Genomic DNA, 26735 nt, shown 5'->3' on the forward strand with positions numbered 1-26735 from the left:
GTGCGAGATGACCACCGGCACCGAGACCAGGACCTTCGAGACCATCTCAGGCGAGGCCTACGCGGACCTCGAGGCCGCGGTGGGGGCCGAGTACGCCTCCCGCGAGCCCGGCGTCCTCGACGGCTACGCCTGGCAGCCCACTAACAACGACCACCCGGTGGAACGCTGGGTCAAGCGCCCCGTGGCCGTGGTCCTGCCCGCCTCCACCGAGGAGGTGCAGGAGGTGGTGCGCGCCTGCAACCGCCACGGCCTCAAGTTCAAGGCCTTCTCCACCGGCTGGGGGGTATGGTGCGGACCGACTTTCGACAACGTGGTCCAGGTGGACCTGCGCAGGATGAACCGCATCCTGGAGATCGACGAGAAGAACATGTACGCGGTGGTTGAGCCCTATGCCATAGCGGCCCAGGTCCAGGCCGAGGCCATGAAACTCGGCCTTAACCTGCATATCCACGGCTCCGGCCCCAACTGCTCCCCCCTGGCCAGCGCAACCTCGGGGTGGGGCGTTGGACACGACAGCGTATACATGAGTTACAGCCCCCGCAACGTCATGGGCGCGGAATGGGTCCTCCCCGACGGCGAGGTGCTCAGGGTGGGCGCGCCGGGCTCCGTCTCCGAGTGGTTCTGCGGCGACGGCCCCGGCCCCTCGCTGCGCGGCATCATGCGCGGCTCCGCCGGCGCCCTGGGCGGCATAGGGATCTTCACCGCGTGCACCCTGAAGCTCTACCGCTGGTCGGGCCCGGGCGTGGTGAAGACGGAGGGCATGCTCCTGGACGCGAAGTCGGAGATACCGGAGAACATGGGCTTCTTCATGTGCGCCTTCCCGGACCGCGCGCGTTTCCTGGACGCCATGCTCAGGATAGGTGAGTCGGAGATAGGCTATAACGCCATGCGCACGGCCACCGCCGCCTACCTCGACGTCATGGCGCCCCACCTCTTCCTTAAGCTGACCAGAGCCCCCTCCCTGCAGAAGGTGCTGGGAAAGACCCTGGAGTACGTGATGCTCTTCGTCCTCGCGGGCGATTCGGAGGGGGAGATCGCTTTCCAGAGCGCCGCCCTCAAGGCCATCGTAGCGGAACATAGCGGACTGGCCCTGGACATGGGCGTGATCAAGCCCTTCGTGACCATGGCCCTCATGGGCTTCGTGCGCGCTACCTTGCCGGCCCTGGTCTTCCGCATCGGCGGCTCGTTCAACACCGCCCTCTGCCGCAACGACACCATGGACACCCAGGAGAACTGGCGGGAAGGATGCATGGACATCAAGCGGGAGTGGATAGGCAGGCAGGGGATCATCGACGACCTCGCCGACAACCCGTACTACGTGCCCTACGAGGACAACATGTGGGCCCACTGCGAGGTGGTCTACCAGTTCGACCCGCGCAAAGAAGAGCACCGGGCCACCCTGGAGCCCATCTTCATGGACTTCACCATCCAGGCGCTGGAGCAGTGCATGGAGCCCATGTTCTCGTCCGACCCCAGGGTGCGCGCCATCATCGGGCCCCTGGCCGGTGGTTTCAACGGACTGCAGAAGCAGCTCTCGGAGAGTTTGGACCCTGGCCGGGCCGCCGACCATACCCTCTACTGCGGCGAGGGCGAGTTCGACATGTCGCGCATAGAGCCGTCCAAGGCCGAACGGTTGAAGTCGTTGATAGGCAAGTACAGCAATCCCTAGCGTGAATTGAGCGGAGCGAGCCCGAGCGGGGTACGGTGTGCGGGGCCGTTCCTGCCGGGAGCCATCGCACTCCGCCGCCGAAACGCGATAAGGGCCCACATCACCGGCGGCATTTGCGCCCACGAAGCCTGGAAAGGAAACCGGATAGAGGGGGTGACGGGGATGGAGAAGTGCGACGTCGTGGTGGTCGGCGGAGGGCCCGGAGGGGCTTACGCCGCCAAGACCGCGGCCGAGAAGGGGTTGAGGACGGTCTTCTTCGAGAGGGGTGACTTCCCCGGGGAGAAGAACTCCTCGGGGGCGGGCCTGGGTACCCGGTGGTGGAGGGATTTCCCGGAGATCATGGAGATGCTTCCCAGCCTCCCTTCCTACCGCAGGATCGACATGATCGTTATCAAGGTTGTGGACGAGGAGAACCGGCTGCGGCTTGTCCAGGGGACCACCGGCTCCGACCGGGACGGCAGCAGGCATTCGGGTTCGCTGGACAAGGGGATGGCGGGGACCTCGATCTACCGGCGCGACCTGGACCCGCTCATAGCAGACCTGGCGGTGAAGGCCGGAGCCGAGTTGCGGACATCCACGCTGGTCACCGACGTGCTCATGGACGGGAGCCTGGTCACGGGGGTCAGGACGGAGCGGGGTGAGGAACTGAGGGCGGAGGTGGTCATCGCCGCCGACGGCGCCATGTCCACCGTGGCCCGCAAATCGGGCTTGCGCAACCGCTGGGGCGGGGGATGCACCCTGGTGCCCCAGGTGGACTTCGCCTGCGACAAGAAGAAGCTGGACGCCGCCGTTGGCAACGCGGAATGGTGCTGGTTCGGCCCCTTCAACGGCGCTTACCAGGTCAACTTCAGCGAGAGCTTCCACCTCGGCGCCGGCCAGTGGCTGCGGCCGGACTGGGACACAAACCCGCGGGACATGCTCAACCGGGTCATGGAGATCCCGGCCTTCCGGGAGTTCTGCTGGCTGGTGGAAGCCGAACCACGCGAGTTCCAGTCCCACATGCTGCCCTGGCTCAAGAAGCCGCCCAAGACCTACGCGGGCGGGGTGATGCTGGTGGGGGACGCCGCCGGGTTCCCCTGCCCCCTGGACGCGGAGGGCATCTGGCACGCCTGCATGTCCGGCCGCATCGCCGCGGAGACCGCCGCCTGGGCCATTTCCAGGGGCGATGTCTCGGAGAGGGCGCTGGCGGAGTACGAGCGCCGCTGGAAGGCCTCAAGGCTGGGAGACGAGCACAGGTTCGGGCCCGAGTTCGTGGACGTGTGGGACCACTCCATCTTCGACCCCGAGCTCATGAAAAGGCTCATCCAGTTCCTGCTGGAGTTCAGCGAACTCCACCCCTTCGCGGTGCTCTTCGACTGGAGCGACGACCACGTGGGCTGCCTCAACCAGCACCTGGAGCACATCATGGACCTGGCGCCGGAGTTCGCCGATTTCGGGAGACAGTACCTCAAGCCCCTGGGCAGCGCGGTATCCCCCCAGGTGGTCAGGCGCATGCTCCTGCAGGCGAAACCCAGGGTGCCGCTGCTCAAGTCGCTGTCGGACGAGAGATATCTGAAGCTGCTCACCCGGCTCAACCGCCGCGTCGCAGCCGCTCTCGACAACCCCAGGTGGAGGTGAGGACATGTCCGAGTTCAAGATCGACGTGAAGAAGCTCGTCTTCCACAAGGAGGGAGACACCGGGGATTTCATCGCTTATGACGAGGAGAAGTGCGACGGTTGCGGCATGTGCGCTCTGGTGTGCGCTGCCGGCCTGTGGTCGGTGAAGGACGGCAGGGCGAAGCTCGCGCCGCGCTACGGCGAGAAGTGCATGGAGTGCGCAGGATGCTGGGAAATATGCGGGCGGGAGGCCATAGACTTCTCGTACCCGGCCGGGGGCACCGGGATCACCATCAAGTACGGCTGATGTTTCGATCCAGAGAGATGAAGGGGTATGCGGGAGCGAGGCGGTTGTTTTTCCTGTTGTAGCTGGCGCATATCGGTGATCCCTGAGGTGCGGTGGGAAGGAGGGAGGTGCTCGTGGCGGAAATAGCCGTAGTGGGAGCGGGCCTGGCCGGACTGGTGGCGGCCATCAACTGCGCTCGCGCCGGCCACCAGGTACGGGTGCTCGAGAAATATGGCAGGGTCGGAGGCGAGGCCACGAACCATCCCTCCGTGGACTCAACCCCCATGCATGCGGAGCGGTTGGGAGAGTTCATCGGGGTGAAACTGGAGCCTCCCCAGGTGACGCCGACACGGGCCCTGCGCTTCTATTGTTTTGGGGAGCGGATCGACATGGACGGGACGCTCATGTCCCTGCACGCGGTGGAGAGGGGAACGCGTTCCACTTCCATCGAGAACTACCTCTACGAACGGGCACGGGATGCGGGGGTGGAGTTCGAGTTCGGCTGGCAGTTGCGGTCACAGGCCGACCTCGCCGAGCTTCCCCCAGGCAGCATCATCGCCACCGGCCTGCACGCCGAGCCGTTCCTGGCCCTGAACATCCCCTACCAGAACGTCTACGGTTACACGTCGCGAGTGAGGTATGAAGGCGAACCCAAGGCGGCGGCCTTCTTCAACGACCTGACGCGCGATTACTGTTACCTGGCAAGCGCCAACGGCATCGCCTACGCCCTCTTCTTCGACCGCGGCCGGCCGGTCCCGAGGGACCTCGTCGACGTGTGGGCCACACAGCTCTACGAGCTTGAGGGCATACGTTTTGATGACTGGGTGCCAATGCAGGGGACGGTGGCGGTCAAACGGCTGGACAACCCCCGGATGTTCGTTGCGGACAAGATCGTCGCCGGCACCCTGGCTTCCATGAACGACCCCATCTTCCTCTTCGGGGTACACGCCTCCCTGCTCTCCGGCAGGATCGCAGCCATGGCCGTCGACGACAGGGCGAAGGCTTTCGAGATGTTCCGGGACCTGCTCTCCTCCTACCGCGCCGCCTGGCTGATGGGGCGCATGATGGAGCATACGCCAACGGGCCTGCGCCGCCGCCTGCTGCGCGCGTTCTTCGGGATCTCGAGGTCGAGGCCAGACCTGTACAACAAGCTCATGTCCTACCAGATACCGGGGCTGCGTCGGGTGTAGCGCGAGGTCCCCATGCCGGCTTGTTTTCCGGCTCTTGCCGAGAAGGCACCCCGCTTTATTTAAAGCGAGCTTTACCGTATGATTCGTCTAGGGAAGATGACGGTCTGTCAGTGCGGTGTAGGGAGGGTAGCACCGCCTCTCACCAGGACATGGAGGTGGCTGCATGATCTCGGACGAGGCATATGCGGAGCTGGAGCAGGCGGTGGGACCGGAGAACGCATCACGGGAGCCCGCGGTGCTCGAGGGCTACACCTGGCAACCCTTTCTCAACGACGACCCCGCGCTGTGGATAACCCCGCCGGTGGCGGCGGTACTGCCGGGCAGCACGGAAGAGGTGCAGGAAGTCGTGCGCATCTGCAACCGCCACGGCCTCAAGTTCAAGGCGCTTTCGACCGGCTGGGGCGCGGCATCCGGCCCCACCACCGGGAACGTGGTGCAGCTCGACATGCGCCGCATGGACCGCATCCTGGATATAGACGAGCGCAACATGATCGCGGTGGTCGAGCCCTACGTCAGCGGCGCCCAGCTCCAGGCCGAGACCATGAAGCTGGGGCTGAACACCCACATCATCGGGGCGGGGCCTTCGTGCTCCCCCCTGGCCAGCGCTACCTCCATGAGCGGGGTAGGGCACGACTGCATCTACATGGCCTACAGCGCCCGCAACGTGGTGGGGGTGGAGTGGGTGCTCCCGGACGGCGAGGTGCTCCGGATCGGCACCCCCGGGTCCGACCTCGGTTGGTTCAACGGTGACGGCCCCGGGCCATCCCTGCGCGGCATCATGCGGGGGGCGCTGGGAGCACTCTCAGGCATGGGGGTCTTCACCAAGTGCGCGTTGAAGCTCTATAACTGGCCGGGACCCGCTCAGCCGGAGGCCAGGGGCATCGTACTCGATTCCGAGGTAAAGATGCCCGATAACATACGTTTCTACATGATCTTCTTCCCCGGCGCGAAGGAGTTCGCGGACGCCATGTACAAGATCGGCGAGGCGGAGATCGGGTACGCGTCGGTAAGGATAGCGCCGGTGGCCTATACCGCCCTTATGATGCCGCATTCGGGCATGAGCATCCTCAACACCACCGCCCTCAGGTCCATACTCTCGGAGACGCTGGCCTATCCCCTCACCTTCGTGCTGGCGGGAGACAGCGAGGGGGAGATCGCTTTCCAGGAGGCCGTGCTCAGGCGGATAGTACTGGAGGAAAGAGCGGTTCTCCTCGACGTGAACAAGATGGGCCCCATGGCCGCCTTCATGCCCCTGAACTTCCTCAGGGTGAGCATCATCCCCCTGGCTTTCCGGCCCGGCGGCATCTTCGGGACCTGCCTGGACGGCAACGAAGCCCTGGACACCCAGATGAAATGGGTGGACGCCATCGCCGAGGCCAAGCAGGAGTTCATGGAGAGGGAAGCCATCATGGAGGACGGCGGCAACAACCCCTACTTCGTCCCCTACGAGAACAACACCTGGGCCCATTGCGAGGTCCTCTACGCCTATTCGGTGGACAACAAGGACGCCCTGGACGCCCTGAACCCCATAGAGTTCTCCTCCACCCTCAATGCCATCAAACTGTGCATGACCCCCCTCTCGGCTTTTATCGCTCCCGTACGCAAGGCCCTGAGCCCGCTGGCTGGAAACTACAACGTGTGGCAGAGGAAGGTCTCCGCCGCCTTCGACCCGAAGGAGACCGCCGATACCGGTTTCTATACCGCGGAGGCGGATTTCGCCTACGACCGCATCAAGGCGGAGAAGAAGCAGGAGTTCGACGAGCTGCAGGAGCGGCTCAAGTGGACGGAGTCCGGCCCCCCGCAGTAAACATACGGGGTCGTATCTTCATTCTCCTGTTTTCCGACAGACAATCGTTTTTCTGAAGTGTGAAGATACGACCCCAACACTTGTAAATTAATGTGGAATCATTATATTATTGGTGTAGAATAACATAATTGTGGGCAAAAGGGAAAAGAGTGTAATAATGAGCAGGGGGAGACAGCCCGCGAGGCGCAGCATCGGACGTCCTTCCCGCCCCTCAACGCGCCACGAAGCGGCGGAACCCGGTAGGCTGCGCGTCATCCAGGGGGGACGCGAAGATGGAGCCACGCATACCGGCCCGCGGGAGGTGGAGGAACCGAGACGGCGCTGCGAACTGCCGGCGAAGGTCAAGAGAAGGCGCAGGATAGTCTTGGCCATGCTGGTCCTGCTGGCCCTGGGGCTCATCGCCTACGTCCTGCTCGGGCCGGTCACGCGGCTCATCGAGAGCCGCAAGAACCTGGCGCGGGTTGAGACGCAGCTCTCCGAGGAGCAGTCACGCACCGCGGTCCTGGAGGAGCGCAAGGCCTGGGACATGACCGAGAAGTTCGTGGAATGGGAGGCGCGCAAGATGGGCTACGTCAAGCCGGGCGAGATACCCATCATCGTCCTCGATTATCAGGAAGAGGAGAGCGCTCCCATCGAGACGGCCGAAACCCCGGACCCCTAGCGGAACCTCAGGGCATACACCCCGTGTGCGCCCCATCACCTTGAGAACCCTCTCCCCGTGCAGCCTGTCCGCCCGCGTCCCCGGAAGGGCCTTGGGACTGTGGGGCATCCGTGGAAGGGCCCGTGCTCTCGTCCGTGGGACCTCCGTGAGTTTCACCCGTGGTGTCGTTTGATGGACCGGCCTCCACGGATCCCTCGCCATATTCAAGGGGGGTGATCTCGGTGGACGAGGACGTCTCTCCCGGGGTGGAGGTGTCTCCCGTGCCCGGGCAGCCCCCCTCGCCATGACCCCCTTGCCCCTGCTGGCCCTGACCACCGGGGGCTTGTTCCGGCTCCCCGGTTTCTTGCTGGCCGCAGCGCCGGCGCATGCGCGCCCTCTCCTGGTCGCACATGCGGTAAGCGCTGTCAACAGGTCCGGAGAGACCCGGCTGCAGTCCCTGGCGCATGCCCTGTATGATTTGAGCCTGCCGGTCCAGCACCGCCTGGAACTCGGCGGCGAGCTGTTCCACCTCCTGGTCGGTCATCCCCTCGAAGAGGACGCCGGCTCCCTCGATATTGCGGCCATATTCCCGCAGCCAGCGCTCGGCTCCCCCGTGGTCGCCGGAAGCGGCCATCTCCTGCAGTTCCCGTATGCGGCGCTCGGAGAACCCCATCTCCAGGCGGATATCCCCGGCGCTGGACGTGTTGAGCGTGACGCGCGCCCTCTCGAAGAATATCTTGGCGCCGTAGAGGGTGGAGCCCGGCTGGGCGTCCAGTGAGAAGGCGTAGACCCCGGACGTGGACAAGACCATCACCAGGAGAACGGCCATGGCCGCGATGAGCGCATGGCGCAGCATGGCCGGACTGCGATAAGCGCGCCGCGCTGAGGAGGGCGCTTTGTGCGCCTCCGCCGCACTGGCCCGGGCCAGCACGCGCTGCAGCCCGTACTCGCGCAGGCGGTCGGGGGCGTCCGGAGAGGCGGTCCCGGCCATAAAGGCGGCTGCGAAAGCTTCCAGCTCTACTCGTCCCGTCTTTCCCGCCATCACCGCCATCCCCTCTGCTCGAGCGACCTACCCAGGTGGCGCAGGGCACGGTGCTGGAGGGCGTTAACCGCCCCCTCGCTGCGGCCCATGGCCTTTGCCACCTCCGCGTTGCTCATCTCCGCGAAATATTTCATCACGACCACCTGTCTCTGGCTAGCGGGCAGCTCTTCGAGAACCTCCCTGAGGGCCCGCGCCCTCTCCTCTTCCTCCAGGCCCTCCGGGGCGGAGACCGTATCGTCCCTCAGGTCCTCCCCGAGTTCCTCTTCCACCCTTCTGCCCCGCCGCCTCTGGTGGTCCACCAGCAGGTTGTGGGCGATGCGGAAGGCCCAGGCCTTGAAGGGTCCGCGCCCCGGGTCGTATGCGCCGATGTTGACCAGGCACCGGAGGAACACCTCCTCGGATAGGTCCTCGGCGTCCTCCCGGGAGCCCAGGTTCCAGTACAGATACCTGAAGACGGGGTCCAGCAGCTTCCCGTATATCTCCGCGAAGGCGCTCTCGTCACCCTCGGCGCTGCGCTCTGCCAGTTCCTCCAGGGGCGCCAATCGAACCGCCTTTCCCTTCATCTGTTAATACGTATAGAGTTTCCCGTTTGAACGGGTCCGCTACCAACATATTCGATGTCCGTTCCCATGAACCATGCAGGATTTCGCGAATGCCATGAACGCGGCGTGCCCGCTCCGACCTGATATAAGGATGCCACAACGGACCCTTGTCCATGATGTTGCCCATCATGGGGGGACGATATCGTGGCGTACATTTCTACGGCGGGGAGCGTATTTATGAGTAAAAGCCATGGTAGCGAAGGAGGTGAACTGGATTTGAAGAACAAGGGAACGATCGTAGCGGTGAGCGTCGTGGCCCTGGTGCTCCTGGTGTCGGCCGGCATAGCCATCGCGGCCGGGGGTTCGGACGGCGCGGGATGCGCGGACGGCGAGGCGCGTTACGGCGATGGCCGCGTGGCCGGAGACGGCCTCTCCTATGAGTGCGGAAACGAGGGAGAGGAGAGCTGCATCCGCGCGGAGAACTGCGTGGGCGCGGAGAGCGGTGAATGCAACGGAGACTGCGACCAGGAGAAGCTGCAGCTGCGCGAGCGCGACTGTGATGGCGAGTGCGACGGCACCTGTGACGGCGAAGGCACGCAGAGCCAGAGCCAGGAGCGCAAGGGCTGGAGCGACGAGACCGCGGAGGAGAGCGCCGCTGCGGGCTTGCGGGCCGGAGGTGAGACGCAGGGCGGAGAATGCGCCGGCGATTGCGACCGCGACCAGGACAGGCTGCAGGACGGTACGTGCGACGGGGACTGCACCCAGAGCCAGAACCAGAGCCGCGGCGGGAACTGAGCGCGATACTGAGGGAGGGAGACCCGCCTTCCGGGTGGGGGATAGACCCCCTGGGATACAAGATATTGCAGACGCCAGGATAATGGATTTCAAGCCGAAAGGGGGCCCCTTGCGGGGCCCCCTTCGCTGTTGTCCGGTGCAGGCCGCGGTGATAGAATCTTCTTGCTTTGCGCAGGGAGGGGGAGAGCGAGGAAAGGAGTGAGGCTATGGTCGACCACAAGTGGATCGGAAAGGCCTATGGGCCCATCAAGTACGAGATCGGCCGCGAGAAGATGAAGGAATACGCCGCGGCCGCCAAGGACGGGCGCCCCATCTACCACGACGAGGGGTTCGCGGTGACCACCAAGTACGGGGACATCATCGGCATGCCGAACTTCGCGGCCGTCTACGGCCTGCGCGGCGCCGGAATGGTCCTACTGGACCAGGAGGTGCAGCTCAACCTGGCTATGCTGGTGCACGGCGCCCAGGAGTTCGAGTGGCTCAGCGTGGTCAAGCCCAATGACAGGCTGGTGGAGACGGGCAAGATCGCGGACATCTACGAGAAAGGCAACCTGGACTTCGTGGTCTACGAGGGCGAGACCAGAAACCAGGACGACGAGCTGGTGTGCCGCGCAAAAGCCACCTTCATCATCAGGGGGGGTTGATGGTCATGGTGGAACTTTGCAGCCTGAAGTATGAAGATATCCAGGTGGGGCAGGAGATACCCACCTTCACCCACAAGTTCGATCGCATGGACGCCATCATCTACGCGGGCGCCAGCGGCGACTTCAACCCCATCCATACCAATCCCTACTTCGCCAAGGATGTGGCCATGCTCCCCGACGTCATCGCCCACGGCCTCTTCAACATGGCCCTGCTGGGGAAGACGGTGGTGGACTGGATCGGAGACCCCGGCTACCTGAAGAAGCTGTCCTGCCAGTTCCGGGGCATGGTCATACCGGAGCAGACGGTTATCTTCAAGGGGAAGGTACGGGAGAAGCTAGACGGCAACCTGGTGGTCCTGGACGTGTGGGCCGAGAAGGACGACGGCAGCGAGGTGCTAAAAGGAGGGGAGGCCACGGTCTATATCCCATAGCATCAGCCGTTGGATCGTACGTGTAGGGGGCGCGCCCGGCGCGCCCCCTCAACCATACCCTCACTGCTGAACCCCGGGTGGACCCTCCACTCAGAGGTGCTCTCGAGGGCAAGGTCCGGGGCCTGAAGTCTTCCTATGCGTACAGTCCCAAGGTGGTGGCGATGATCTCCCGCATGATCTCGTCGGTGCCGCCGCCGATGCGGCCCAGGCGCGAGTCCCTCCAGGACCTCTGCACCGGGTATTCCATCATGTAGCCGTAGCCCCCCATGAACTGCATGGCCTCGTCGGCCACCTCGCAGGCCGTCTGGCTGCTGATCAGCTTGACCATGGAGATCTCGCCGGCGGGGAATTCACCCTGGTTGACCTTGTAGGCGCAAGAATAGAGAAACGCCTCGCAGGCCTCGAGCTTCGTCGCCAAATCGGCGATGCGGTGGGCGATGGCCTGGTTCTTGCATATGGGCTTGCCGAACTGCTCCCGCTCCTTGGTGTACTGGATGACCCCTTCCAGGACCAGCTTGGAGCCGGCGACGGCCAGGGCGGCCGCGATGAGGCGCTCACCCTGCAGCTCCCACATGATATGGTAGAAACCTTTTCCCTCCTCGCCCAGCATGGATCCATCGGGTATAAACATGTCCTCGAAGAATATCTCCGCCGTGTCCGAGGCGCGACACCCCACCTTGTCCAGCTTGCGGTTGACTACGAAGCCGGGGGTGTCGGTGTCCACCAGGAAGAGGCTCATGCCCTTGTAACCCTTGCGCTTCTCGGTACGCGCCACCAGGGTCATGAAGTCGGCGCGGTAGCCGTTGGTGATGAATATCTTGTTGCCGTTGACCTTCCAGCCGCCGTTGACCTTCTCGGCATAGGTGGTGAGGCCGGCCACGTCGGAGCCGGCGCCGGGCTCGGTGATGCCCAGGCAGGCGATCTTGTCGCCGGCGATGGCCGGTGCCAGATACTTCTGCTTCTGTTCCTCGGTGCCGAACTTGAGGATGGGAGGCGTGGCCATGCCCACCTGTACGCCTATGGCCATGCCCAGGCTGCCTGAACCGCAACGGGTTATCTCCTCCATGAGCACGATCTCGGTAAAGTAGTCCCCGCCGCCGCCGCCGTACTCCTCTGGGTAGCGCAGCCCGAGGAAACCCAGCTCACCCATGCGCTTGAAGACCCAATTGGGGAACATCTGCTCCTCTTCCCACTCCTCGGCGTGGGGGGCCAGCTCCTTTTCGACGAACTCCCGGATGCTCTGTCTGAGCATGTCGTGTTCCGCTGTGAAATAAGGACTCGTTCCCATTCCCTGCTCCTTTCGCCAGACAGATTATTAACCTGCACTTAACAGTCTGGGTTCACTAATAAGATAACCTCAACCAGCGCGAAATTCAAGCTCCGGCCTCCCCGAACCGGGACCGCTTGTGCGGGCCGCCGAAACGGTATCCGTCTGCGCTGGCACGGGCATACGGAGCGATGTTCGTCCAAGGGGCGATCGACCATATATAATTATGCTGGTGAAGGTCGGAAATCTCGGATGGAGAGAGAGTGAAAGGGGTTCCAGATGAAGTATTTCGAGGATTTCCAGGTGGGAGACGTTTACGTTAGCCGCGGCCGGACTATCACCGAGGCGGACATCGTGAACTTCGCCGCTTTCAGCGGGGACTGGTACCCCCTGCACGTGGACAAGGAGTATGCCGCCAAGAGTCCCTTCGGGCAGAGGATAGCCCATGGCATGCTGGTGCTCTCCGCCGCGTCCGGCCTCATGCCCCTGACCGATTACGCTATCGTCGCCTTCTACGGCATGGACCGCGTGCGTTTCGTGGGACCCACCATGATCGGCGATACCATCCACGTGGAGGCGGAGGTAACGGAGACAAAGGAGAAAGGCGAACTGGGCGGCGTGGTGACCTTCCAGCAGAAAATAGTCGATCATCGGGGCGGCGAGAAGGCGGTTGCCTCTTTCAAGATATTCATGGCGAAGAAGGGTTGATGCGCGCCGCAGCCGGAACGGATTCCCGAAGATGGATGTATGGCACCGAGGCGGCTATGGATAGCGAGCCATTGCGAGCCGGGGACATGGAAATAGCGGAGAAGCAGCTTGGACGCGCCGTGCGCGGTGATGCCAGGGTGGCCGCCCGCTGCCCGTACGGGGTGGTCGAGGTCATCGCAACCCCCCCGCTGCTCCCCGACGGCACCCCTTTTCCCACCCTCTACTGGCTTTCGTGTCCCCTGCTTCGGCGCAGGGTATCCGGCCTGGAGAACGCGGGCTTCCGTGGCCTGCTGCGGTGCAGGCTGGAGGAGGAACCGTCTTTCGCCGAGGGACTGCGGCGGGCGGAAGCGGAATACATCGCGGCCAGGGAGAAATGGGCGGAGGAGATGCGGGCGGCCGAGGAGACCCGGGAGTATTTCGCGGGACACGAGGGGGTAGGCGGAACGGTGGCGGGTGGACTGAAGTGCCTCCATGCCCACCTGGCCCACCACCTGGCGGGAGGGGTGAATCCGGCAGGTGCTGCCGTTTCGGAAGCGTTGAGCGGATCGCAGGAGCGCGAGTGTGACGGGGACTGCGGGCCTTTTCTGCGGGAGGACGCGAGGCGATGAGGACGGTACGCGCCGCAGGTGTGGACATCGGCACCAATTCGGTGCGTCTGCTCATAGCCGAGGCCGGCCGGGATACGGCCGCGCCGGAAATGCGCACCCTGCACCGTCTCATGACCATCACCCGCCTCGGCCAGGGAGTGGACCGTACGGGATTTCTAGATGCGGAGGCCATGCAGCGTACGGCGGCGGTGCTTGCGGATTACCGCGATCTCATGTGCCGGGAGGGGGTGCAGGCCTGGGAGGTAGCGGCCACCAGCGCTGCCAGGGATGCCGCCAATACGGGGGATTTCATGGGGGTTGTAAAGGAGATCATGGGAAAGCAGCCACGCGTGCTCACGGGGCGCGAGGAGGCGCAGCTCTCGTTTCTCGGTTGCACCTACGACCTGGGAGACCTGCAGCCCCGGGACGAGGCCATCCTGGTGGTGGACATCGGGGGCGGCTCGACCGAGATGATCGTGGGCCGCGGCGGCGGTATCCTGGAGGAGATGAGCCTGGACGTAGGCTGTGTGCGCATGAGCGAGAGGTTCCTGGGCGGCGATCCACCCCATGCCCGCGAAGTGCGGGAGATGGAGGACTACCTGCACGAGGTGATATCACCACTCGTAACTCGCATAGCGGGCCTTTCCCCGCACCTGGTGGTTGGGCTCGCGGGCACGGTGACCACGCTCTCGGGTATCAACCAGGGACTTGAGGAATACAAAGGGGATGCCATCCACCATTCCTGGCTGAGCCGCGAGGAGGTGGAGGGATTGTATGAAAAGCTAGGCGGCCTTTCCCTGGCCGAGAGGAAAGAGTTCATGCGCCTGGAGCCCGGACGGGCGGACATCATACTCGGCGGCACCGCCGTACTCACGGTCCTCATGCGTGAGCTGGGCATCGCGCGCCTGCTGGTGAGCGAGAAGGATATCCTGGACGGACTGGCCATAACCGTCGCGAGGGCTGCCTGAGCTAAGGGATGATGGAGGCAATGGAAGGTATTTTACCGTAGTCTGTTGGAGCCGTAGGGCAGGGAAGTGATAAGAAATGGTAGCGCCGTCGCGGCGGAAATAGTAGAATATCCCCGGGGCGTGAAAGCGCCTCTATTATTTTGCCGCAATAAGCCGCCTACTAGTTCAGGGCAGGGGGATGGGTCATGTCGAGGAAGAAGATCCTGGTCATCGACGATGAACCGGCCGTTCACCGTCTGCTCCAGATCATCCTGGCGGATGAGGGCTTCGACATCGTGGGCATGGAGGGACACGAGGGGTCCGGTAACGTCGTCTCTAGGAGCAAGCCCGACCTCATCATCCTGGACATCAGGATGCCGGAAGTTGACGGACTAGAGGTCCTGAGTATGCTCAAGTCCGACGAAGAGACGAGTAATATCCCGGTGATCATCCTCACGGCGAGCGGCCGCCATGGCGATAAAGAGATGGCCAGGAGACTGGGCGCGGAAAGGTACTTCACCAAGCCATTTCAGCCCGCGGAGCTCTTAAAGGCCATTCGCGCCTTGTGCCCCACCAGGGATGCCAGCCACTGCACGGGCTGAGTGAAGACCCGCAAATGCCGTAGAGCTCTTCCGCCAGTTGACCAATGATGCCCTGGTGTGGCGCAAAGATCCAGTATAGCGTACCCCGTTTTCGGTGCAGCGTGCGGTTTGACGCTGCACGGGGGCGATGCTAGCATGGGATTTGCCTCCGCACGGAGGCCTCATGCACAGGTATCCATAAACGTGCCCGGGTGGTGGAACCGGTAGACACAAGGGACTTAAAATCCCTCGGGGAAACCCGTGCGGGTTCGACTCCCGCCCCGGGCACCACCCTTGAGGCCGAGGCCAGGGGCATTTTACCGACGAGGAAGTGTTCGAAGAAATATCTTGAGGGTCTTCTTCGATGCCAACGTCCTCGTTTCCGTGTTCATCGCCCACGGCACATCCAGCGAGGTGTTCTGGCATTGTCTATCGTCCTGCCAGGTCTGTACCTCTCCGTTCATAACGGACGTGTTAAAGGGCGTACTCTCATCCAAACTCCACCCGTCAGTCTCCAGGATAACGGAAATATCTGAGTTTCTGACTGATAACCTGGAGCTTGTCGAAGCCGGCAGGTTGGAAGAGAAGGTCTACAGGGACCCCGATGATGACTTCGTGCTCGCGGGAGTCCTTGCGGCCAGCACCTACTATCGCTAGAGCCTCCCGGATGCGGGTGAGCCTTCATGTGTCAGGCGCCGCGTAATGAATGTCAATCCGCCTGGTGAGCATCCGGGAGATGACCGGGGGGACCCTGATAGGGAGCGGTTCATGTAGTTCCTACCCGGAGATCGCTTGCCGGACGCCGTTATAGAACTCCTTCAGGAGCTGGAGCGAGTAGAGGCTGCGAGGCTCGGCGACCCCGGCGAAGATCCTGCAGTAATGGTCGAGGATGAATTCCCGGCTGTCGCCGTTGTTGTTCGCGATCAGCTTCAACAGCATAGGAAAACGCCGCTCGCTGAGGAACTCCGTGAACACCCTCCCCGCTGCATAGAGGGGAAAGAACCCGGAGCGCAACAGCCGTGAGCTATAGCCACCGCAGGAGTAGTCGCCCGTATCCATGGCATGGATGATCTCATCGGCCGCGCATGCCGAGGAATCGGCGCAGACTCCCAGTCCCTCTCCGGTCATGGGGTCCACCCCGAGCTGTTCTCCCACGAAGATCACCCCGTCCCTAGCGTTCACCTGCAAGGGGGAGAAGACCCTTTCCGGATAGGATCTGTACTTGAAAGCACCAGGCGCGAGCCCGTGCACGTGAGGGTGGTTCCGTATGATCTCCTCGAAAACGCTTTTAAGGGTGGCGGTAACGCCGTTCCGGTAAGGGAGCCCGGTGATCCCGGCGTTGAACACGGGGGCCCCCTCTTCGTCCACGGAGGGGAAAACCCAGACGTAACCCGGGATGCCGTACATCACGGCGGTGTAGTCCATGATCAGGGATGAGTCGAGGAAGTGGTCGCTCTCGATCCTGCGGAAGTCGGTCTGCAGGAGCAGCGTCCTCTCGTGGCGAGCAGGCAAGCCGAACCAGGTCCTGGACTTGCCGTTCACACCGTCGGCGCCGACCAATACGCGGGAACGGTACCGGCTGCCGTCGCCTCCCAAGAGCACTATTCCGTCACGCTCCCGATACGCTCCCCTGGCGGGAGCCCCGGTCCTGACCTCAACGCCGCATTCCTTCGCTGTCTCGAGCAGAAGGGAATCCAAAGCGCTGCGGCGGACGACGCAGGAACCGTTTCCGTACAGGACGGAGCTCGCCTCCCTCTCGCAGTACATGATGCGCATCCCCGTTATCCTGACGGCCGGTATCTTTTTCAGGGATATGCCGAGGGAATCGAGCCGGTCGACTACCCTGCCCGCGACCCCGCCCCCGCACACCTTCTCGCGCGGCATGTCCCTGGCCTCAAGCAGGAGGATGTCCCCGGCGAGCTCGGGCCGGGCCTTACAAAGGGAAATGGCGGTCAAACTTCCAGCCGGGCCGCCGCCTACGATGGCTATCTTATACCTATCTTTCATGACACGTCTTTCATCCTCAACGGGTAGTCGATCCCCTTCATCTCCATAAGGGAATAGGTGACGCTGGTCTCCCGCTCCTCCATCTCCACCTCCACTTCCTTCTCCTCCAGGGCCTCGAATATTCCCGCCAGGATGCCGGAGATGATCGTAGGCGTGGTGGGGTTGATGAGCTCGATCCTCACCCGGTAGGGCGACTCCTCGATCTCCACCTTGCTCGCCCTTCCCAATCCCTGGTAGGCGATCTGGTTGAGTATGATCTCGTAGCGCCTCTGGGGGGACGCCTCCAGGAACGCGAGTTGTTCCTCCTGGGCGAACCCGATCCCCTTGGACAGGATTAGGTCCGTCCAGAACTGCTTGGTTATGTCGAAGATGATCTGCCTGGCCTTGTCGCCCAAGGCCTGTTCGAAGGTCTTGAGCAGTTCCTGCAGGGCGTAATCCGGCCAGAGGATCATCCTCCTCCCGGAGAGCTTGTTCAGGATGACCCCCATCCGTTCATCCCATACGTAGTTGCTCAAAGGCCTGGGCAGCCCACACCTGGGGCAGCGCGGCATGTCGAGGGGGGTGGTGACACCCTGAATGGGCGCGGGCTGGATGCGGTATATGTGGAACAGGTTGGGGATGCGGCCCTTGTCAGGCGTTTTTCCCACGAAATAGTAGATGTTTTCGGCCGCGGACAGCTCCACGACCTGGAACTCCATCCGCCTCTCCTTGGTCACCTCGTAGACGCCCTCCCCATCGGCCTTGAACATGGAAAGGCGGTAGGGGTTGCGGATATAGGCGACGGCGTAGGGTACGCCGTGCTCAATCACCTGTATGGCACCGTAACCGAAGAGCGAGGAGCTGAGCTCAAGGAGTATATTGATGGCCTTCGTATGGCGCAGCAGCAGGGACACCGGCTTCAGCCACCACTTGTCCCCCAGCACGATCATGTCCACGTATTCGCTGGCCGAACCCTTTTCGGCCTCGCGGGTGAGCTTGTCCACATCTTCCTGGCCGAAGGTATCCTCCAGGAAGGAGAGGATGAGGTCAAGGAGTTCCTGGTAGAGGAAGACGAAACGGAACTCGGTGGCAAACCAGCGCAGGGTTATCACCCCCTCATCCCTCCAACGGAAGAAGAGGGGAAGGATCCTGGGCAAGCCACAATCCCTGCAGCGAGGACTGGTACGGATCTTCTCTTTCGGCCTGGCGGAAAGGAAGCGTTCGAATTCATTATTGGCAAACACCGCTATCTCCTTCGCGTCCCGTGCCCTTGTTTGATCTTCTTTAGCGGCTTTCGCCCTTGTTTCCAATTCTTATCATCGTCACAAATCGTCATAATATTGATACTGAGCCCTTATTACGGCAGCCGGCAACCCCGCGCTATCGCTACCGCTCGATAACCTGCTGAGCGCTAATCGGTCCAGAAGTCGCGGGCAAGGGAACGGCGCTGCTTCCAGAGGTCGCCCTTACTGTCGAACCCGATGATGCCGGCGCCCTGATCGGCATCTGATATCTGCCAGGCGCCGCTTAGCGCGGCCGTGAGGACCCCCCCGAAGGCCTCGAAACCCTGGGCGGTATAGAGGTCGCATTCCACGCCGCGGTTGATCATGTATTTGAACTGCCGCAGGCCCTGCTGGTTCTTGGAGCGCAGGACCTCGAGCAACCTGTCCACCTCCGCGTCCAGCATCTCGTCGGGGACAACCCTGTTCCAGAGGCCGTATTCCACCGCCCGGCTGGAGGCGTGCAGGGCTCCGAGCATGTTTATCTCCTTGGTACGGCGGCGCCCGATGAGTCGGGCCATGCGGGCGGTGCCTCCCCAGCCGGGGGTGATGCCCACGTCCACCTCGGGCATGCCCCATTTCGCCCGTTCCGTGGCGATGACGAAATCGCAGGCCATAGTGATCTCCAGGCCGCCGCCCACGGCGTAACCGTCCACGGCGGAGATGGTGATCTTGTCCAGTTCCTCCAGGTGGTTGGCCATGTTCTGGTAATGGCGCACGCGCCGCATGACGCCGTTGGCATCACCCCACAGGTGCATCTCGGTGATGTCGTCTCCCGCGCAGAAGTTGTCGCCTGCACCGCTGATGACCAGGAACTTGAGGTCAGTGGAATCGGGCACCCGCCTGATGGCGTCGAAGAGCTCGTCTGACAGCTTCATGCTCAGGGAAGGCGGGCGGGGAATGCGTGTTCGTTTCGGGTTGTCCGCCCCTGGAGCCCCTGCCCTACTGGGCCATCAGGGACAGGAGCGATCAACCCGATATGGCAGCCCTTGCCGATGACGAGATACGCGAGAGGGCGAGGCTGGAGGTGGAGGAGGAGAACAAGGTATTCATCGCGTGGCTCGAGAAGAGGAGAGAAAGCGAGTGACCGCGCTGAACCGATACCATTGCGGGAGTCCCAGTGGAAAGATGGATAAAGGAGTGGTAGATGATGAGAGCTGATGACGTAAGAAGGGCCGCGGTGATAGGCGCGGGCATCATGGGCCATTCCATCGCGCAGGTCTTCGCCCAGGCGGGCATCGAGACCTCGCTGGTGGACGTAAGCGAGGAAACGCTGGGAAAAGCCACTGAAAAGATAGCTGCGAACCTCGCGGTGCTGGCCGATAGCGGCCTGGCGAAGAGGGAAGACGTCGAGGGCATTATCGGCCGCGTCCACCCCTCCACCGACCTCGCGGACTCCGCTGCCGACGCGGATTTCGTGCTGGAGGCCGTCCCCGAGGTGCCGGAGATCAAGAAGGAGGTCTTCGCGCAGCTGGGAGGGGCTTGTCACGCAGACGTGGTTATCGCCAGCAACACCTCTGGGTTGGACATCTTCGAGTTCGCCGAGGTCGCGAACCCGGAGCGCCTGGTGATAGCCCACTGGTTCGCTCCGCCCCATGTCATCCCGCTGGTAGAGGTGGTGCCGGGGCCCGCCACCGTCCCCGAGACGGTGGACTTCACCATGTCTCTCATGGAGAGATTGGGCAAGGTCCCGGTCAGGCTGCAGGCCTTCACCCGCGCGTTCATCGTAAACAAGATACAGAACATGATCGCCCTGGCCGTCTCGGACCTGCTGAACAGCGGGACGGCTACACCTGAGGATATCGACAAAGCGGTAAAGTACAGCCTGGGCATACGCCTCCCCATAGTCGGAGTGGTGCAGACCATGGACTTCACCGGGCTGGACCTTGTGCTCGATATCGCCAGGAGCTACGGGATGGGCAATGCCATCATCGAGGAGAAGGTGGAAAAGGGATACCTGGGGGCGAAGACCTCCAGGGGTTTCTACGACTACGGTGGGCGCAGCGAGCTGGAGATCGTGGAGAAGAGGGACCGGCTGTACCTGAAGATGCTGGAGCGCCTGCGCGAAATGAACGCGTTCGACCCCGTCTAAGGAGAAGGGGTGAAAGCACGGTTTCTTGCGCAAGCAAGATGGCCAGCAAGGCGACTTTTGCCCACGACCTGCGGCGGAGGACTTGCCATAAAGGGCGCACCCCCTTCCGCCATCCCCTGCGCGGATCGGATCCTTGGCCAGTAAAGCAGGAGCGTCAGGGGCGTGTCAATTTGCTCTGACCGCTTTCATCCAGTCATGGAGGCGGCATCCAGCCCTCGTCCGGTCGCGGGCCGTACACCTCCATGTTCCCGCCTGAAATGCGAGGCCCTGCTCATCGCCAGCAGGGTTATACCATAGAGCGCGAGAAATGCCGCCACGGCGACGAAGGCGACGTAGAGGACCCAGGAGTAATCGCCGATCAGGACCATCGTTCACACCACCTTAACCGTACTGGACAGTCTGGGTCCTCAGCTCAGACTGGCTGGGGAACGCCGGTCGATGTCTTGGGATGCGCGCTCTTCGCCGCCGGCTTCGGGTGCGAAGCCTTTGCCGAGAAGAGCAGGGCACCGCCACAGCAGGCGAGCAATACCGCCAGGATCGCGATAACCGTGTAGAGAAGCCCTGTAAAATCCCCGATGATCATCTTCCAAACCTCCTTTTATCCCGGTCCAATCCCTCAAGCCGCTTTCAGCGCGTCCTCTCCATAGATGCGCCGCACACCCCCGGCCGCGAGTTCCTTGACATGAACCTCCGGGTGTGCGCGCTGCGCCACCAGGCCTATCAGGTATCCCGCACCGACGAGTGCCATGATGGAGAAGAAAACGATGAGGTAGAGGCTCAAAATACTCCACAGGATCAGCATCGCTTACACCTCCCTTCTCATCCCCCAGCTTATGGGGGTGCAATTAACCCCCGCTGAAAAAAGAATAAAAACCGATAAAGATGCGGGATCATAGAAAAAACCGGCGATTTCTACGTGGCAAGCCGGGTTTAGAGGCCTGGATAAACGATACGCCAGCCGTACGCGACAAGCACGGCCGCCGCCGGGATGGGCCATTACGGTGCCGTCAAAGCTCGATGGCGCTGCCCTCCACCGCAACCCCACAACGCCCGTCGAACACGGCACGGGCGTCCTCGAGCGCCCGTTCCGCACTGAGGGTGGGCCAGATGTGGGTGAGCAGGAGCATGACCGCGCCTGCCTCGGATGCAGCCCGGCCCGCCTCCGCGGCGTAGAGATGTCCGTGCATCTTCTCGGGGACCTGGCTGGTGAAGGTGGCCTCGCAGATGAGGAGGTCGACGCCGCGGGCTTGTTCCAGGAGGGCTTCGCAGAAGTCAGTATCACCCGTGTAGCAGATGCTCTGCCCTTCGCACGTAAGCCTGTATATGAAGGAACCGGCTGCCATGTGCTCGGCGGGGAGAGCGGTGATCTCGCAGCCGGCCATGGTGTACACCGCCCCCGGGTAAGCCTCGCGCACGTCGAGGCAGCGCATAAACTCGTCCCGGCTGCCCTCCTGCAGGGGGCCCTTTATCACCTCGGGAGCATTCGATGGGGCGAGCAGGGGCAGGGGCGGCAGGTCGTACTCCCAGAACCTCCTGGCGGTGCACAGCCCATATATGTCCACGTAGTGGTCGTAATGCATATGTGTGAGAGCCAGACCGCCGACCTCGTCCGCGGGCACGTATTTCAGGAGGTTCGAGAGGGCTCCGGCCCCAAGGTCCAGCACGAGGCTTCCCTTGCCACCCTCGAGCAGGTAGCCACTGCATGCCTTTCCGGGACCGGCGTAACCGCCGGAGCTGCCGAGGACCGTGACCTTGAGGCCCATTCCTTTCACCCCCGTCTTTGCCTGGTTGAGGCATGATGAACATCTGGGATAGAATAAGTATAGCTTAGCTTGCTTCGATGCAGGGGGATAGGCATGCGATACAGCCGCTGCAAAGTCTGCGGCGTTCCCAAGATCGTCACCCGCATGAACCGCTGGATGCCCAACGGCACCATCGTCAGCAGGGGGGACGCGCGCATACGGCAGGTCTTCTTCGAGGCGGATATGCTCCCCGAGTTGAGAAACCGTATCTCGCAGGGGTTGGGGTTCCCCGTTAACCGCATCTTCTTTGAGGCGGAACGCAACTCGGTGCGCATCGTTATCGCGGCTTTGCTGCAGTCGCAGGCAATACGGATGACCCTGCGTATACCACCCTTCAAGCATGGCGCGGTGCGCTTCTTCAACAACATGGCGTGGATGACGGGGACGGCCAGTTCGCGCACGGTGGAGTATCACGGCGGAAAATACGGGATCGCGCGCATGCGCAACCCCTGGGACCTCGACCTCATGGCCGCGGTGGTGGTCGGCGCATTCGAAGCCCTGGAGGGCAAACCATTGCGCCCTTTCTGGAAGAAAGAGGACGGGGAATACCTGCTGCGGGTGGAGGTCACGGAGTCGAAACCAGAGCTGTCATCGCGCCTGGAAGTCGAGTTCGCTCCGGTGAAGGACGGGGACTACCGCCATCACCGCTGCCCGCGTTGCGGCATACCCCTGGACATAAGGCATATGGAATGGCGCGAAGACGAGGGCTTGATCATCGACAGGCGCCGGGGAATACGCATGCTGGACTGGGAGGGGCTTACCCTGTCCATGGTAGCCCGCGAACTCATACGCGAACTGGGCGATGAGGTCATCCCTATCATCGTCGACTCGGAGCGGGATTATACCCTGAAGATGCTGGAGGACCTGGGACTGACCGAGCCATCGGAGGAGACGCGTGGCGACCTGCTGCAGGAGATGCTCTCCCTGCTCCCCCTGTACGGACTCGGTCTGGCGACGGATGTAGAGCATACCTCGGGCGGAGCCCTCAGGGTATGGGTGGACAACACCTACAGCGAGCATTTCATGGCCGGCAGGCTGGCGGCGTTCTACGAGGCGATAGAGGGGAAGAGGGCAAGGGTCGACTGGTCCGAGACCGGGCCATCTTCCGTACTGTACATTCTCACCCCCGAGGGCGATCAGGGGTAAACGGTTCCGGGCAGGGATCGTAGGGAGGCCGTTTTTTCAGCTCTTATATGGATGGACGGGACGGCTGGAGGTGTTGATGGGCGAGGGCAAGAAAGGGGACTCCTGGCTTGCTGCCTTCAAGCGGGTACGCAAGGCGATGCCGCCTCCCACCAAGGTAAAGCAAGGCAGGAGAGGAAAGGGGGTACCTTACCGGCGGGAACGCGGCCGGCCCGGCGAGGGGGAGTAGCGCTCCAGCGTCGTCGCATGAAGTTCCACCGGCTTTAACCTGCAATCATTTCAGGGAGAATCTGTTGGATCCGGCTTGATGGCATAGAGAGAAGGGGGTAGGGAGCATGGAAGAGGTCTCCATCGAGATCAGGGACAACCGGTTCATGCACGAGCTGGTGAGCCCGGGAGACAGGTTTCTCGTCGGGTTGATCAAGGACTTCATCGAGCGGGAGATCATACCCATCCGCAAGGAGATGGAAGCCAGCACGCGCGGCGACTGGGAACTGATGAGGGAAATAGAGAGGAAACTGGTGGGCCTGGGCTTCCAGGGCGCCTTCTTGCCGTCTGAATACGGGGGTTGGAACCTCACTTCGGCCCTGACATATTGCGTGATCCTGGACGAGTTCGGGAGGGGCGAACCGGCATGCATAGCCCCCTTGGGGGGCGGCACCTGGGCCTTCCGGCCGGCGGTGTTTTCAGGGAACAAGACCCTGCTGGAGGATTTCGCGCCGCGCTTTCTCGGCAATGAACCCTACGTGGCCTGCTTCGCCATGACCGAGCCCTCGGGCGGCTGCAACATCGAGAACCTGGACATGAAAGGCAAAGGGATACACACCCGCGCCGAGCTGGACGGAGACGAATGGGTCATCAACGGCGCAAAGGTGTGGCCGACCAATTCCGGCGACTCCGACGTATACTGCGTGGTCTGCAACACCGATCCCTCCCTGGGTGACGATGGCATCGCCCTCATTTACGTGCCCGTTCCCATCGAGGGATACAGCTTCGGCCGTTTCGAGGACAAGGCCGGTTTCCGGGGCAGCCATGAGGGCGACTTCTACTTCGACAACGTGCGCGTGCCCAGGGAATACCGGGCGGCGGGCCCGGGAGAGGACGCCATACTCCTGCACGACAACCTCATCTTCGCACGCCTCTTCAGCGCGGCCTGGTCGGTGGGGATAGCACAGGGAGCTTTCGACGAGGTGATGGCCTTCACGCGGGACCGTAAGGTGGCGGGCAAGCCCATACGCCAGCACACGGTAGCCGCCAATATCCTCGCCGATATCGCCATCGGCATCCAGGTAGGCCGGGATTCCTACGTCAACGCCGCTTACATGTACGACCACCCGGAGATCTACGGACCGCGCCATTCCAAGTACATGCTCTCGCGTTCGACGGTGGCCAAGGTCTTCTGCGCCGACATGGCGGTGAAGGCCACGAACCAGGCCATGGAACTCATGGGTTCCTACGGTTACGCCACCGATTATAACGTCGAGAAATACTGGCGGGACAACAAGATCATCCAGCTATGGGAGGGCGGAGTGCAGCTCGGGAAGATGGACGTGGCCCGCGGTTACTACGAATACAACCAGTTCTACGAGAACGACCTTTACGAGAGTATGCAGGGGGAGAGAAGAACATGAGCGCGATGTGGGTGAATGGTACGGGGAGGAGAAAGTCAGTTCGCCGGATGGACCGGCAGGAAGGATAAGTATCATGGCACAGGTCTCTAAAGAGCGCAAAGAGAACAGGTTCGTCCAGGACCTCTTGAGCCCCACGGACAAGCTGCTGCTCAACACCACGCGTGATTTCGTTGAGGAGCAGATCATGCCCGTGCGCAGGGAACTGGATGGGAACACGCGATCCGACTATAAACTGGTGGAGGAGATGCAGCGCAAGCTGCTCCCCCTGGGGTTGCAGGGGGGGTTTCTCCCGGAGGAGTTCGGCGGCATGGGACTGACGTCGGCCTTGACGACTTCGATGCTGGCAGAGGAGATCGGCAGGGGGGACGCCTCGCTGTTCTGCTCCATGGCCGGCAGCATCCTGGCCATGAGGCCGGCGATAAAGGCCGGCAATAAGGACGTGCTGGAGCATTTTGCCCCCAAGTTCCTGCAGGAGGATGAGGTGTACCTGGGGTGTTTCGGGTTGAGCGAACCGGACAGCGGAAGCGATATTGAGAACCCGAATATGCGGGGCACCAGGATAGGATGCAGCGCCGCAAAGAAAGGCGGGGAATGGTCGCTCAACGGCTCCAAGGTCTGGCTCGCCAACGCGGGCCTGGCCGGCGTATATTGCATCGTGGCAAGCACAGATCCCAGCCAGGGGGAAGAGGGCATCGCGTTGATCTACCTCGAGGACGCGGCGGATGGCCTGAGCTTTACCGGGTTCAGGGACAAATCGGGCCTGAGGGGCGTCCGTGAGGGCGACATCGAAATGAAGGACGTCCGCGCACCGGAGGCGTGGAGGGCTGCCGGCGCGGGAAAAGACGCGGAACTGCTGCGCGACAACCTCACATTTTCACGCCTGTACTCAGGCGGACTGGCCATAGGGATGGCACAGGGGACCTTTGACGAGGTCCTGGCTTTCACCACCGACAGATTGGCGGCAGGTAAGCCCATACGGCAGCACACCGTCTGTGCCGCCATGCTGGCGGATATCGCCATCAACATCCAGGTGGGCAGGGATGCCTATATCAACGCCGCCTACATCTACGACCGCCCCGAGACATACGGAGAGGGAGCATCGCCGGACATGCTCTCCCGGGCCAGCACCGCCAAGGTATTCTGTTCCGACGCCGCCATTAAGGCCATCAACTGCGCCATGGAGATGATGGGCTCTTACGGGTACGTGACCGACTACTACGTGGAGAAGTACTGGAGAGACTCAAAGACCCTGCAGATTTCGGAAGGGGGCGCACAGCTGGCCCGCTTCGACGTCGTCCGCGGCTTCTACGACTTCGACCAGTTCCACCGCAACGAGCTCTACGAGAAGATAAGGGAGAGGTCGAGAGCATAGAAGCGTCAAAGGGAAAGGGCCCCCAGAAGGGGGCCCTTTTTGCTTTACTCTGCCTATGAGCTCGTGCTGAAGCGGATCAACCCGAGCATGAGGGCCATCAACCCCAGGAGCATGAGCAGCCCGGCCGCCAGCACTAGCGGCAGCATGTCCATGCCGGTCTGGGGCAGCTCACCCTGGACCTGGGGTGTCACCTCAGGTCCTATGATGACCGGACCTGCCGCCTCCACGTAGTTCAGGAAGAACTCCACCATCTCCGTGTTCTCACCGGAGACGACGGTGACTTCCAGCGTGGTGTCAGCCGCGGTCTTGATGTCCTTGCCCTCGGGTATGATCTCCGTGACCTCGTAGACGCCGGGTTCGAGGCCGGTGAACTCGAAGGTACCGTCGGCGCTATCGATGACGTCCGCGTCTATCTGGACGCCGTCCTTGAACAGCATGACGGTGATCGGGATGTCCGACCCGTCCCACGGGGTGTCGATGGCCTCATCGAGGACCCCGTTGGCGTTCACGTCGTTGTACTTGAGACCGGAGAGCGAGCCCAGCTCGTAGTTGAGGAAGTACTCTCCCTCTGCCTCGTCGAGTATCGTCTCCTCGCCCGAGACCACCACCACGCCGGTGATCACGGTCACGTGCTTGGTGTAGACGCCGGCCTCCAGGACCTCCTCGATGTCGTAGGTGCCCGGCGGGACGTCCGAGA

Annotated in this window: 31 protein-coding genes and 1 tRNA gene; 21 read left to right on the forward strand and 11 right to left on the reverse strand. The window is 62.5% G+C overall.

Annotated features, from left to right (window positions below; genetic code table 11):
- From AB1384_00005 to AB1384_00030, 6 genes are all read left to right on the forward strand, one after another.
- The coding region (locus tag AB1384_00005) for an FAD-binding oxidoreductase (protein ID MEW6552653.1) at positions 1–1669 on the forward strand (1669 nt) is incomplete at its 5' end.
- A 162-nt stretch (positions 1670–1831) separates the two neighbouring features.
- The gene (locus AB1384_00010) at positions 1832–3286 is read left to right on the forward strand and encodes an NAD(P)/FAD-dependent oxidoreductase (GenBank protein MEW6552654.1); all 1455 of its coding nucleotides are present in this window, start codon (positions 1832–1834) and stop codon (positions 3284–3286) included.
- A gap of 4 nt (positions 3287–3290) precedes the next feature.
- Positions 3291–3572 (forward strand): 4Fe-4S dicluster domain-containing protein, encoded by a 282-nt coding sequence (locus tag AB1384_00015; protein ID MEW6552655.1) that lies wholly within the window; start codon positions 3291–3293, stop codon positions 3570–3572.
- A 113-nt stretch (positions 3573–3685) separates the two neighbouring features.
- Positions 3686–4741: an FAD-dependent oxidoreductase gene (locus tag AB1384_00020; GenBank protein ID MEW6552656.1), complete on the forward strand. Its 1056-nt coding sequence runs from the start codon at positions 3686–3688 to the stop codon at positions 4739–4741.
- A gap of 163 nt (positions 4742–4904) precedes the next feature.
- A complete protein-coding gene (locus AB1384_00025) occupies positions 4905–6548 on the forward strand; it encodes an FAD-binding oxidoreductase (protein MEW6552657.1) in 1644 nt (547 codons plus the stop codon).
- A gap of 157 nt (positions 6549–6705) precedes the next feature.
- The gene (locus AB1384_00030) at positions 6706–7209 is read left to right on the forward strand and encodes a septum formation initiator family protein (GenBank protein MEW6552658.1); all 504 of its coding nucleotides are present in this window, start codon (positions 6706–6708) and stop codon (positions 7207–7209) included.
- 7 nt (positions 7210–7216) lie between these two features.
- Here the strand turns inward: AB1384_00030 and AB1384_00035 are convergent, their stop codons facing one another.
- A complete protein-coding gene (locus tag AB1384_00035; GenBank protein MEW6552659.1) occupies positions 7217–8230 on the reverse strand; it encodes a DUF5667 domain-containing protein in 1014 nt (337 codons plus the stop codon).
- The gene (locus tag AB1384_00040; protein MEW6552660.1) at positions 8230–8772 is read right to left on the reverse strand and encodes a sigma-70 family RNA polymerase sigma factor; all 543 of its coding nucleotides are present in this window, start codon (positions 8770–8772) and stop codon (positions 8230–8232) included. The genes AB1384_00035 and AB1384_00040 overlap by 1 nt, the downstream gene beginning before the upstream one ends.
- 276 nt (positions 8773–9048) lie before the next feature.
- Here AB1384_00040 and AB1384_00045 point away from each other — a divergent pair, with 276 nt between their 5' ends.
- The 3 genes from AB1384_00045 to AB1384_00055 all read left to right on the forward strand — a co-directional run bounded on the left by AB1384_00045 (position 9049) and on the right by AB1384_00055 (position 10642).
- Positions 9049–9567: a hypothetical protein gene (locus AB1384_00045; protein MEW6552661.1), complete on the forward strand. Its 519-nt coding sequence runs from the start codon at positions 9049–9051 to the stop codon at positions 9565–9567.
- A 206-nt stretch (positions 9568–9773) separates the two neighbouring features.
- Positions 9774–10211, forward strand: coding sequence for a MaoC family dehydratase N-terminal domain-containing protein (locus AB1384_00050; protein ID MEW6552662.1), 438 nt, complete (start codon positions 9774–9776; stop codon positions 10209–10211).
- On the forward strand, positions 10211–10642 hold the full coding sequence (locus AB1384_00055; GenBank protein MEW6552663.1) for a MaoC/PaaZ C-terminal domain-containing protein: 432 nt from the start codon (positions 10211–10213) through the stop codon (positions 10640–10642). Before AB1384_00050 ends, AB1384_00055 begins: the two co-directional genes overlap by 1 nt.
- 133 nt (positions 10643–10775) lie before the next feature.
- Here AB1384_00055 and AB1384_00060 read toward each other — a convergent pair whose 3' ends face one another.
- A complete protein-coding gene (locus AB1384_00060; GenBank protein MEW6552664.1) occupies positions 10776–11930 on the reverse strand; it encodes an acyl-CoA dehydrogenase family protein in 1155 nt (384 codons plus the stop codon).
- A gap of 258 nt (positions 11931–12188) precedes the next feature.
- Here AB1384_00060 and AB1384_00065 point away from each other — a divergent pair, with 258 nt between their 5' ends.
- The 6 genes from AB1384_00065 to AB1384_00090 all read left to right on the forward strand — a co-directional run bounded on the left by AB1384_00065 (position 12189) and on the right by AB1384_00090 (position 15389).
- Positions 12189–12617: a MaoC/PaaZ C-terminal domain-containing protein gene (locus AB1384_00065; protein ID MEW6552665.1), complete on the forward strand. Its 429-nt coding sequence runs from the start codon at positions 12189–12191 to the stop codon at positions 12615–12617.
- A gap of 56 nt (positions 12618–12673) precedes the next feature.
- The gene (locus AB1384_00070) at positions 12674–13225 is read left to right on the forward strand and encodes a DUF501 domain-containing protein (protein MEW6552666.1); all 552 of its coding nucleotides are present in this window, start codon (positions 12674–12676) and stop codon (positions 13223–13225) included.
- The gene (locus AB1384_00075) at positions 13222–14172 is read left to right on the forward strand and encodes an exopolyphosphatase (GenBank protein ID MEW6552667.1); all 951 of its coding nucleotides are present in this window, start codon (positions 13222–13224) and stop codon (positions 14170–14172) included. Before AB1384_00070 ends, AB1384_00075 begins: the two co-directional genes overlap by 4 nt.
- A gap of 185 nt (positions 14173–14357) precedes the next feature.
- Positions 14358–14753, forward strand: a complete 396-nt coding sequence (locus AB1384_00080) for a response regulator (GenBank protein ID MEW6552668.1) — start codon at positions 14358–14360, stop codon at positions 14751–14753.
- A 185-nt stretch (positions 14754–14938) separates the two neighbouring features.
- Positions 14939–15023 (forward strand) — tRNA-Leu (locus AB1384_00085).
- A 57-nt stretch (positions 15024–15080) separates the two neighbouring features.
- A complete protein-coding gene (locus AB1384_00090) occupies positions 15081–15389 on the forward strand; it encodes a hypothetical protein (protein MEW6552669.1) in 309 nt (102 codons plus the stop codon).
- A gap of 120 nt (positions 15390–15509) precedes the next feature.
- Here the strand turns inward: AB1384_00090 and AB1384_00095 are convergent, their stop codons facing one another.
- The 3 genes from AB1384_00095 to AB1384_00105 all read right to left on the reverse strand — a co-directional run bounded on the left by AB1384_00095 (position 15510) and on the right by AB1384_00105 (position 18876).
- Positions 15510–16739 carry an NAD(P)/FAD-dependent oxidoreductase gene (locus AB1384_00095; protein MEW6552670.1) on the reverse strand — a complete coding sequence of 410 codons (1230 nt, stop codon included), beginning with the start codon at positions 16737–16739 and terminating at the stop codon, positions 15510–15512.
- The gene (locus AB1384_00100; GenBank protein ID MEW6552671.1) at positions 16736–17875 is read right to left on the reverse strand and encodes a hypothetical protein; all 1140 of its coding nucleotides are present in this window, start codon (positions 17873–17875) and stop codon (positions 16736–16738) included. The genes AB1384_00095 and AB1384_00100 overlap by 4 nt, the downstream gene beginning before the upstream one ends.
- Positions 17876–18129: 254 nt before the next feature.
- Positions 18130–18876, reverse strand: a complete 747-nt coding sequence (locus tag AB1384_00105; GenBank protein MEW6552672.1) for an enoyl-CoA hydratase/isomerase family protein — start codon at positions 18874–18876, stop codon at positions 18130–18132.
- 26 nt (positions 18877–18902) lie between these two features.
- Between AB1384_00105 and AB1384_00110 the strand changes: the two genes are divergently transcribed.
- Both AB1384_00110 and AB1384_00115 read left to right on the forward strand, forming a co-directional pair.
- The gene (locus tag AB1384_00110) at positions 18903–19085 is read left to right on the forward strand and encodes a hypothetical protein (GenBank protein ID MEW6552673.1); all 183 of its coding nucleotides are present in this window, start codon (positions 18903–18905) and stop codon (positions 19083–19085) included.
- Positions 19086–19145: 60 nt separating this feature from the next.
- Positions 19146–20090, forward strand: a complete 945-nt coding sequence (locus AB1384_00115) for a 3-hydroxyacyl-CoA dehydrogenase family protein (protein MEW6552674.1) — start codon at positions 19146–19148, stop codon at positions 20088–20090.
- A gap of 185 nt (positions 20091–20275) precedes the next feature.
- On the opposite strand, the gene AB1384_00120 is transcribed toward AB1384_00115, so the two are convergent.
- From AB1384_00120 to AB1384_00135, 4 genes are all read right to left on the reverse strand, one after another.
- Positions 20276–20458 (reverse strand): hypothetical protein, encoded by a 183-nt coding sequence (locus tag AB1384_00120; GenBank protein ID MEW6552675.1) that lies wholly within the window; start codon positions 20456–20458, stop codon positions 20276–20278.
- 44 nt (positions 20459–20502) lie between these two features.
- The gene (locus AB1384_00125; protein ID MEW6552676.1) at positions 20503–20673 is read right to left on the reverse strand and encodes a hypothetical protein; all 171 of its coding nucleotides are present in this window, start codon (positions 20671–20673) and stop codon (positions 20503–20505) included.
- A 33-nt stretch (positions 20674–20706) separates the two neighbouring features.
- The gene (locus tag AB1384_00130) at positions 20707–20892 is read right to left on the reverse strand and encodes a hypothetical protein (protein MEW6552677.1); all 186 of its coding nucleotides are present in this window, start codon (positions 20890–20892) and stop codon (positions 20707–20709) included.
- 205 nt (positions 20893–21097) lie between these two features.
- Positions 21098–21853: an MBL fold metallo-hydrolase gene (locus AB1384_00135; GenBank protein ID MEW6552678.1), complete on the reverse strand. Its 756-nt coding sequence runs from the start codon at positions 21851–21853 to the stop codon at positions 21098–21100.
- 93 nt (positions 21854–21946) lie between these two features.
- On the opposite strand from AB1384_00135, the gene AB1384_00140 reads away from it, so the two are divergent.
- The 4 genes from AB1384_00140 (at position 21947) to AB1384_00155 (ending at position 26038) form a co-directional block, all read left to right on the forward strand.
- On the forward strand, positions 21947–23038 hold the full coding sequence (locus tag AB1384_00140; GenBank protein ID MEW6552679.1) for a hypothetical protein: 1092 nt from the start codon (positions 21947–21949) through the stop codon (positions 23036–23038).
- A 76-nt stretch (positions 23039–23114) separates the two neighbouring features.
- Entirely contained in the window at positions 23115–23264 is a 150-nt protein-coding gene (locus AB1384_00145; GenBank protein ID MEW6552680.1) for a hypothetical protein, read from the forward strand.
- Positions 23265–23370: 106 nt separating this feature from the next.
- Positions 23371–24666 carry an acyl-CoA dehydrogenase family protein gene (locus AB1384_00150; protein ID MEW6552681.1) on the forward strand — a complete coding sequence of 432 codons (1296 nt, stop codon included), beginning with the start codon at positions 23371–23373 and terminating at the stop codon, positions 24664–24666.
- Between the two features lie 73 nt (positions 24667–24739).
- Entirely contained in the window at positions 24740–26038 is a 1299-nt protein-coding gene (locus AB1384_00155; GenBank protein MEW6552682.1) for an acyl-CoA dehydrogenase family protein, read from the forward strand.
- A 53-nt stretch (positions 26039–26091) separates the two neighbouring features.
- Here AB1384_00155 and AB1384_00160 read toward each other — a convergent pair.
- On the reverse strand, positions 26092–26735 hold a 644-nt coding region (locus AB1384_00160), incomplete at its 5' end, for an LPXTG cell wall anchor domain-containing protein (protein MEW6552683.1).

It is taken from the genome of Actinomycetota bacterium, from assembly GCA_040757835.1.
Taxonomy (GTDB): domain Bacteria; phylum Actinomycetota; class Geothermincolia; order Geothermincolales; family RBG-13-55-18; genus SURF-21.